This is a genomic window from Photobacterium sp. WH77, assembly GCF_022014395.1.
Lineage (GTDB): Bacteria > Pseudomonadota > Gammaproteobacteria > Enterobacterales > Vibrionaceae > Photobacterium > Photobacterium arenosum.
The window spans coordinates 38,907-47,514 of record NZ_JAKLTE010000028.1 but is presented as its reverse complement, the minus strand read 5'-3'; the positions used below and the strand labels follow the sequence as shown (position 1 = coordinate 47,514).

The 8,608-nt window shown below is 47.8% G+C and carries 5 protein-coding genes; all 5 read left to right on the top strand.

All coding sequences use genetic code 11. The annotated features are described in order from the left end of the window. The first annotated feature begins 358 nt into the window (after positions 1-358). The 5 genes from L6J37_RS19760 (at position 359) to L6J37_RS19740 (ending at position 8,607) form a co-directional block, all read left to right on the top strand. Complete coding sequence (locus tag L6J37_RS19760) at positions 359-850, top strand: hypothetical protein (protein WP_237796321.1); 492 nt, start codon at positions 359-361, stop codon at positions 848-850. 58 nt (positions 851-908) lie between these two features. Next, on the top strand, positions 909-1,364 hold the full coding sequence (locus L6J37_RS19755) for a hypothetical protein (protein WP_237796320.1): 456 nt from the start codon (positions 909-911) through the stop codon (positions 1,362-1,364). A 180-nt stretch (positions 1,365-1,544) separates the two neighbouring features. Continuing rightward, on the top strand, positions 1,545-2,735 hold the full coding sequence (locus L6J37_RS19750; RefSeq protein WP_225445226.1) for a tetratricopeptide repeat protein: 1,191 nt from the start codon (positions 1,545-1,547) through the stop codon (positions 2,733-2,735). A 57-nt stretch (positions 2,736-2,792) separates the two neighbouring features. Further along, on the top strand, positions 2,793-3,851 hold the full coding sequence (locus L6J37_RS19745) for a polysaccharide deacetylase family protein (RefSeq protein WP_237796319.1): 1,059 nt from the start codon (positions 2,793-2,795) through the stop codon (positions 3,849-3,851). A gap of 205 nt (positions 3,852-4,056) precedes the next feature. Continuing rightward, positions 4,057-8,607 carry an alpha-2-macroglobulin family protein gene (locus L6J37_RS19740; RefSeq protein WP_237796318.1) on the top strand — a complete coding sequence of 1,517 codons (4,551 nt, stop codon included), beginning with the start codon at positions 4,057-4,059 and terminating at the stop codon, positions 8,605-8,607. Position 8,608: the final 1 nt, after the last annotated feature.

The window sequence follows — 8,608 nt, the reverse complement described above, 5'->3', positions numbered from 1 at the left end:
GGGAAAGTGACAATGATAATTTTGATATCGGTAGTGCTCACTGTGATATTCATTCAAGAATGTGACTTTAAACTTCATCGTATGTTACACGGCTAATTAATAGTAATGATGGTAGGAACTGTCAGAATTAAAAGTTTCTTTACAATCGAAAGTAACAGTACCATGTAGGTTAGAGTCAGACCTTGAAATAGTGAACTCATTGATATTAAGTGAGTGAAGCATATTTTAAATCCGATATCTAAGCGTATTACTGATATAGATTCCGGGTGAAATTCAATATGAGGAGTGTTTCTGAGAATGGTTCAGCGAGAGCATGAATTGCAAGATTTTAAGTCAGATGAAACTAAAAGGCGATTAGATGATTAATTGCAGAGCCATAGGTTGTATATTTCTTACCTTGTTTTCATTACCTGCTGCTTGCGAAACTGAAAACAAGGCTGGCCAGTTTCAGTTTGAATTGATTTGTGATGACTTGCACAAAGGCGAGTATATCACTGATGATTTTGGAACATATCCGAAATATGAGATGGAGGATGGATATGATGGAACAGTCAGTTTAAGCATAATAGGTGATGGTTTTACAATTAATAAAGATGGGAAACTTTCATTATCAGGTGCTATCAACTCAAGCCTAGTGAAGGTGGATAGAAGTTCAGGTTTTATTCTCGGTGAATATGATAAACATTATTACATCTTTGATTTTAATGAAAAGTTATCCTTGATTAATCATGTTAAAAAGAGTGCTGATGAATCAGCAGAGGATATTTTTTTAGAATGTGAGCATCATCATTCAGTTGAAGAAATAAAGTCTATAAATCAGTATTTGAGAGATATAATAAGTTTTAATTGAACTATATTTATCTACCAGATAGTAAGGGTTTCGACTTGCGCCGTCAGGGAGATTAGCGATGAAACTGGTTATTATGTCTGCATTGTTCGCTAATCTAAGTGTAGGCATGCAGGTAAATGAAGATGAATATTCATTTCAATTCCACTGTGATGACATTCACGAGAGCGGAGAGGTTTATTCGTATGGTCCAGATGATGAAAGTGACGATGATGGTTATGGTGGGGTTGTTGACTTATTTATAACAGGCGATAATTTAACGATCAAACACAATGGAGACATAGTTGCTGAAAAACGATTGTCGTCTCCCGACGTTAAAGTGAATCGTTACGATGAATTTTCAGTGTACCTTGATGAAGGAAATTATTATTCATTTATGTTAAAAGAAATTTCAGTTGTTCATTACATAATATCGACCGGTGAGAAAAGGGAAGAAAACTACTTAGAATGTAAGAATTTTTTGACACGAGTGAAACAGGCCGAATTAGCTGATCATATCAGAAGTTTCAAAAAATGAGGTTGTTGCTTTTGACTTTGCAATCCTAGTACTTGTTTTCAATTTAGGAACGTGACCAAGATTTTATCTGCCATCATGTTTTTAATAAACCAAAGCTGCCTGCTGATTTATCAAGTAATCCCTTAAATATCATCAACGAAATGTCGCCTTTATGGTTGAAATCAACGGAAGGTAATAATAATGATGTTTCAACGTTCTTGGCTAAAGGTGTCATGTTTTACAGCTTGTATCGGCTTCATCTCCTCAGTGGCGACTGCTGGGGAAGTACAGGTACTCAGCGCCGTCGTGAAAGGCCAGTCAATCCAGGACGCCGACGTGACCTGGCAGCGAACCGGTCAAAACTCTGTCAGAGTGAAAACCAACGCGCAGGGCAAAGCGGATACTGCTCAGCTGGTTGATGACCTGAATACGACCATGCTGATTGAAAAAGAAGGTTATTCGACGCTGGTTGTAAAATGCCCCTGTGAAGGCTTTACCTATGCGTTATCTCCAGAGATGCCAAATCTGGATGGCTTGCGTGTTGTGCTGACCTGGGGTAGTTCGCCATCGGATCTGGATTCTCATCTGGTCTTTCCGGGCAACCATGTGTATTTCTCGCAAAAGCAAGGTGATCAGACTCATCTGGATGTTGATGACACCTCATCTTACGGTCCTGAAACCATCACTGTGGTGAAAAAGAAACAGGGCGAGCGATATGTCTATATGGTGCGCGACTTCTCAAATGGTGGCCGTGATGATTCGACGGCTTTAGCTGCCAGTAACGCGCGTGTTGATGTTTATATCGGTAAAACGCATATCAGAAGTTATAAAGTACGTAATGATGTCCGTGCCAATAGCTGGGTAGTGTTCGGCATTGATGGTGAGGGCGCTTTTCACGACATCAATCAGTACCTGTCTTTAGTTAAAAATAAAGACATCAACAGTCATCTGGCTGGCGTACTGGCTGCTGACTCCTTTGAATCGCACAGTCTGGTGACAGCGGCCATGATCGCTCAGGCAAAGCGGCTGAATACGGCTGGCGAAAAAGCCTACCAGGATAAAGATTATCTGGCTGCCATGTATTACTTCCAGGATGCCATCAACCTCAATCCGGATTTCAGCCAGGCATACAGTAATCTGGGTGTGACCTATCCTAAATTAGACAGACGTGCTGAAGCATTATGGGCCAACCGTAAAGCCATTGAGCTGGCATCCGGTAACCGCGCCGATCGCATTAAAGCTGGGTCTTACTACAATATCGGCCGCATCTATGAAGCCTCTTCTGAGTGGCAAAGTGCTTTGGATAATTTCGAATCGGCATCACGGCTTCGTGAGCATTCTGCATACCAGAGCGGTATTGATCGGATGAAAGAGAAACTACACATTCAATAATTGTCTTGCCTGAAAACGCCTGCTGTGACGGGCGTTTTTCTTATTTTGGATGACGTTATGAGATTGACACATTTTGTCCTAGCTCTTAGTTTGTGCGCTTGCTGGGCGCAGGCCGCCGGGCCAAATAAAGTTGCCACAACAGACAGAAACTTATGGCCTGAAGTGATTCACTCACAAGCGGCCTTTGACCGTGCTTCTGCCGCAGAGATACTGCAGTTTGTCCATGTGATGGCGAAAGTACCGCTGGCAAGCGCAGAGGACATCTCTCGTTTTACCGGTGTGAAGCAGGTGAGTGTTGACTCTGTTGTGACATGGCGTAGCAAAACGCAGCGGCAATTGCTGGAAGGGTATCGCTTTGCTTCTCACAATCAGTCTGTGAAGCATTGGGACGATCTGGTCAGGATCGCGCGCGAACGCCTGCCTGCTTTTGACAGTAAATGGCGTGAATCCAGTGAGCAGTTTTACCACTATTATTTGTTTGAGCAGGTACGTTTAGCGGCGCTGTTTCCCCGGATAAGCAGTGAGATTCTGACTTTTAACGACACTGAGGTAACGGGTGAACGTTTTGACGACGGCGAGTTTCTGCTGACCTACGATGACGGCCCGCATCCCACTCGTACCCAGACACTGATTAATCAGCTGAATTACAGAGGCATCCAGGCGTACTTTTTTGTGCTGGGTAGTAAGCTTGTTCCGGCTGAACATAAGAACTGGTATCAGTCTCAGTGCCTTGGCTCCCACGGATGGCGACACCATGCGCATAAGGCGCTGGATAAATCGAAAGACTCCATTACCAGCACGGATCAGGCAATGGCGCAATTTTCTTCCCTGCCTTCAGACACCGCTTTCCGCCCGCCTTATGGTATGCGAAGCCTGGCGCTTTCACAGTGGTTACAACGTCAGGGCAAACCTGTTTATCTGTGGACTATTGATAGCCAGGACTGGAATGCCCGTCTGTCATCACGGCAGGTTGCTGATCGTGTCATGACATTGATGTTGTTATGGCGAAAGGGGATAGTGCTTTTCCATGACATTCACCCTCACGCGACGGTTGTGCTGAATGATCTTGATGACATGGTGCATCAGGCCGGGCTGAAATGGCGGTCATGTTCATAAACAGCGAAAGACGTTGGTCTCAGTGCCAGCGTTTTTTTCGATCTTCATAACTGATTTCTAATGGCCTGCTTTGTATTTGCGGGCCAGTGGTCGTTTTTATTCTTAATCGCAGCATTTTATATTCAGGTCGGGATAGAATAATGCGCATAGTGAACATAAAAGCAATATTTTACGACTCTAGTTGGTAAGGGCAGAATAATACTTTATGGTTATATCAATTAATTTGGCGCAATGGCGGCAATGTTTGCTGCTGTTGTGTCTGTCGCTGTTTTCGTTATTCAGTTATGCGGAAGCGGATCAAGAAAAATCACAGCAAACACCGGAAGTTTTATTTGTCGGCAGCGGACCACTGGTTCCGCAGTCTAACCAGCAATCGATCCCTGTTAACTTTATCAATCTTGACCATGTCGATGTCGAGATATTACAGGTGACTGAGCCGGGGCAACTGCTGAACAGGCATTATCTTCAGGACCAATTATCCAGCTATGACCTGGACAATATCAAGCATGCTTATAAAAGCGTGTTTTCAGACCGCTATACACTGCCGCCCAGCGAGAAAGATGTCCAGACCTCAGCCCGACTGCCGATTCCGCATTTCCTGGATGCGGGCTGGTACATAGTGGTGATTAAAGCGCCTGGTACGTTTTACCGCGTGAAAGCCAAGCATATGCTGCTCACCGATGTCGGTATTCAGGCCAGAATCAATACCCGCCAGGCTGTATTCAGTCTGGCGAGGCTCTCGACGGGCGACGCGTTGACACAAGGTGTGGTAGAGATTTACCGCAATAACGCCTTACTGGACAGTCAGCCTGTTGATCTGCACGGAGTTGCCCGTTTTGATATCCGGACTCAGCGTAAAGATATTGTTATCGCCCGGATGACAAGCCGCAATGATAGCGGTGTCGCTAAAGAAGAAATGGCGATTCTGCCTATGCGTGAAGCGCCGCTGGATTTGTCGGACAGTGCCGTTGGCGGTCGAAAATATCAGGCGACAGAAGCCTATATCTACAGTAACCGTGATTTGGTGAAACCCGGTGAGGCCTTACCGGTAAACATTCTTCTGCGCGATAAAGACGGCAGGACCTTATCTCAGCGACCTGTCTCCTTGTCTGTGGTGAATCCATGGAATGAGGAAATCTTGAAGGAGCAGTTACAGCCTCAGGCCGAGGGTTATTATTTTCGTCAGCTTGAGACCGAGGCGAATTGGAAAACCGGGCGATACCGTATCGAAGTCCGTTTAGATCCGACCGCGCCAGACCCGATAAGCGAATTGTCATTTCAGCTCGAAGAATTTGTACCTGAGCGTATGGATCTGACATTTCAAAACGCCGCGCCATTTGTGTTCGCGGGCCAGACGAATAATGTCGAACTGAATGGCCGCTATCTTTTTGGCAGCCCGGCGGCTGGCAATAAAGTGAAATCAGCGGTGACTTATGCCCCCGTCACTCATATTCCGGGCAAGTTTGAAGATTATGCTGTCGGCGTGCCTTTTACGCTGGATTCCAATTATCAGGAGCTGAAAGAAGTCGCCCTGTCGGAAGAAGGACGGTTAACTGTCAATCTCCCTACGCCTGATCCGGAACAGATAAAAAGTCCGGTAAAAACCGTGGCAAATTTCAGTTTGCTGGAGTCGGGCGGTGCAGCGGTACAGCGTAAGCTCAATTACGTGACATGGAAAAATCAGCCGGTTCCCGGCATTAAACCTGAATTTGTCTCTGTACCATACAATACCGATGCCTTGTTCAAGCTTGCACTGCTCAGTGCTGATGGACAGTCTCTCACCAGCGGTGAATTGGAAGTCACCATGGATTATGATCAGGGGCCGTATTACTGGGTTTACGAAGAAGGCATTGGCTGGAAACGTAAAAAACAGGAACGCTGGAAGCGTTTATCAAGCCAGAAAATCAAAGTCGGCCAGCAGCCGGAAAGCTTGGCGTTTTCCACCAAGTGGGGCGACTATCTGCTGACGGTGACTGATGTGTCGACCGGTGTGTCGTCCAGCTACAGCTTTTATGCCGGTTGGTATCAGGGTAATGAACAGCTGAAAGCCAAACCGGATCATTTGGTGAATCAAACGGATAAACCGGCGTATGTCGCCGGTGAGCAAGCCACAGTCACAGTGACTGCGCCTCTGTCCGGAAGCCTGCTGGTGACACTGGAAGCGGATCAGCTTGTCTGGTCGGAAAGCTATCCTGTACAGGCCGGTAAGATTGATGTAACTGTACCGGTTCCGGCATCACTGGCCCGCCACGATGTGTTCCTGACCACCACACTGACTGGAATAGACGGACAGACACCCAAGCGCTACTTTGGTATCAAACCGCTTAAATTGGATCGCAGTAACAGAAAACTGAATGTTGCGCTGGATCTGCCGGACTTGATCAAACCCTCAGAAACGCTTTCTGTCCCGGTGACTGTCGATAACATTGATGCCCGGCAGGGCGGTGATACCTGGATCACCCTGTCTATGGTTGATAAAGGGATCATCAATCTGAGTCGGTTCAAGCCGGTTAATCCGCATGATTATTTCTTTGGCCAGCGCCGATACAGTGCGGATGTCATCGATATGTATTCGCGCTTGTACGATCAGCGGCCTGATCCGTTTGCTCAGTCGCGGTTTGGCAGTGATGCCAACGAAGACACCGATAACAAAAATGACGGCCTGGTTGAAAGTAAGTCCATCATTCTGATGACCAGGCCGATAAAACTGGTGGACGGTAAAGCTGTGGTTGACATGGCCATCCCGGACTACAACGGCGAAGCTCAGATTGTGGCGACCGTCTTTAACGGTTCGCAAGTCGGGCAAGCGGTGCTGGATAAACCCATCAGCGCCCCTGTGGTGGCTGAACTGAGTGTGCCGCGCTTTCTGGTGCCTGGCGACCAATCAAGTGTCACTGTCGATCTTCACAATGTGAGTGGTCACACTCAGACTCTGGCGGTGGCGATCGCGGGATCCGAAACACTTAACTTCAACCAGCAGCCAGCGACTGAACTGGTGCTGAAAGATGGTGAACACTGGAGCCAGAGTTATCGTTTTGGTGTGTCAGATACCACTATCACTGACCGTGCTTCGCTGACGCTGAGTGTGAACAACCAGGAGATATCGATTGAACGCTCGTGGGGGATCCCGGTTCGCCCGGTCATGCCCTGGGTGACGCAGGCGCAGTCGGTGCTGCTGGATTCGAAAGAGACATACAATGTCAGCGAGCAGCTTTGGTCTGGCCTGGATGTGGTACGTGGCAGCATGGGACACGCTTATTTCAGCCGGACACCTGTGCTAAATACCGAGGAGCATGCGCGAGGACTGTTCCGGTATCCGTACGGTTGTGCCGAACAGACAACCAGTAAAGCCTGGCCATTTCTGCTGGATGAGCCAGAACTGCAGCGTTTCAAAGCCCAGGCCCATCAGACTCGTCATTACAGTGATGATGACGGAGACGATACGCCATCGACAGACAAACAACTGATCGAAAAAGCCGTGCTGCGGCTGAAAACCATGCAGAAAAATAGTGGCGGTTTCTCATTGTGGGACAGCAGTGGGCGGGAAAATCCCTGGCTCAGCGGCTATGTGACCGATTTTCTGCTCGCGGCTGACAAACGTTTCCCTGGAGTTGTACCGGCTTCCATGCTGACTAAAGCCACCAATCGCTTGATGGCGTATGTGCGTAATGAATCACTGACCAGTAATCTGGCCTATGACATGGAATCAGCCAAAGTGGCGCGTGCCTACGCTGCCTACCTGATGAGCAAGCAGGGCAAGCTGAAGTGGAGTGATCTCGACAGCATGAAGCTGACGACCCTGCCAACCCAGCTCAGTTATCTGCATATGGCGGCCAGTTATGCCAACGTAGGTGCCAGTGATGATGCGGAAGATATGCTCGATGACATCAGGGATTACAACCGCAGGCACAGGTATTTCGGCGATTACGGCTCGAACCTGCGCGATGTCGCAAAATCGGTGACTGTGTTGCAGGAGATGGCGGGTGATAATTCTCTCAAAGAAATGGCACAAGAGCTGCAGACAAAGTATCTGGAGCAGTTGATCGATCTGGCAAACACATCTTGGATGAGCACGCAGGAACGCGCTGCACTGGTGCAGGCATCTGCCCTGACCAACGCGGCAAACCGCGATCAGATTTTCAATCTGTCCTTCAGCGGTAATCCGATGAGCCAGACAGGGATGTTCAGTCAGCCACTCGCGAGTGACATGACAATCCAGAACCTGGATGACAAACCTGTGTATGTCAAAGTGCTGGCGGAAGGCTACCAGATGTTAAATCGTGGGATTGCCAATGAAGCTAACCGCTTTAATACCCTGGATGCCGAACGGGTAGAGCGCAAACTCTATACCATGAAGGGTGAACCTCTGGCGTCTAATCGTGTGAAAGTGGGAGACCGGGTTGTTGTGGTACTCACTGTCGCATTGAACGAGCGCGTGAATGATGCCTTACTGGTTGATAAGATTCCTGCCGGCTTTGTGCTGGAAAACCCGGCCCTGAATCAAGGCTTGCCGCTCGAACGGGTATTACCGGCAGGTATTGAGCTCAAGACTGCCGATCATCAGGAATACCGCAATGATCGTTTTGTGCTGTCCGATGAAATGCGCAAAGGCCAGCAATCCCGTTATGGGTATATTCTGCGTGCCGAAGTACCGGGCACGTTCGCGGTACCGCCTGTCTTTATCGAGTCAATGTATCGTCCGGAAAAACATCTGGCGTACTGGCAGACGCCGCAAACCATGACGGTGGAAAAATAGC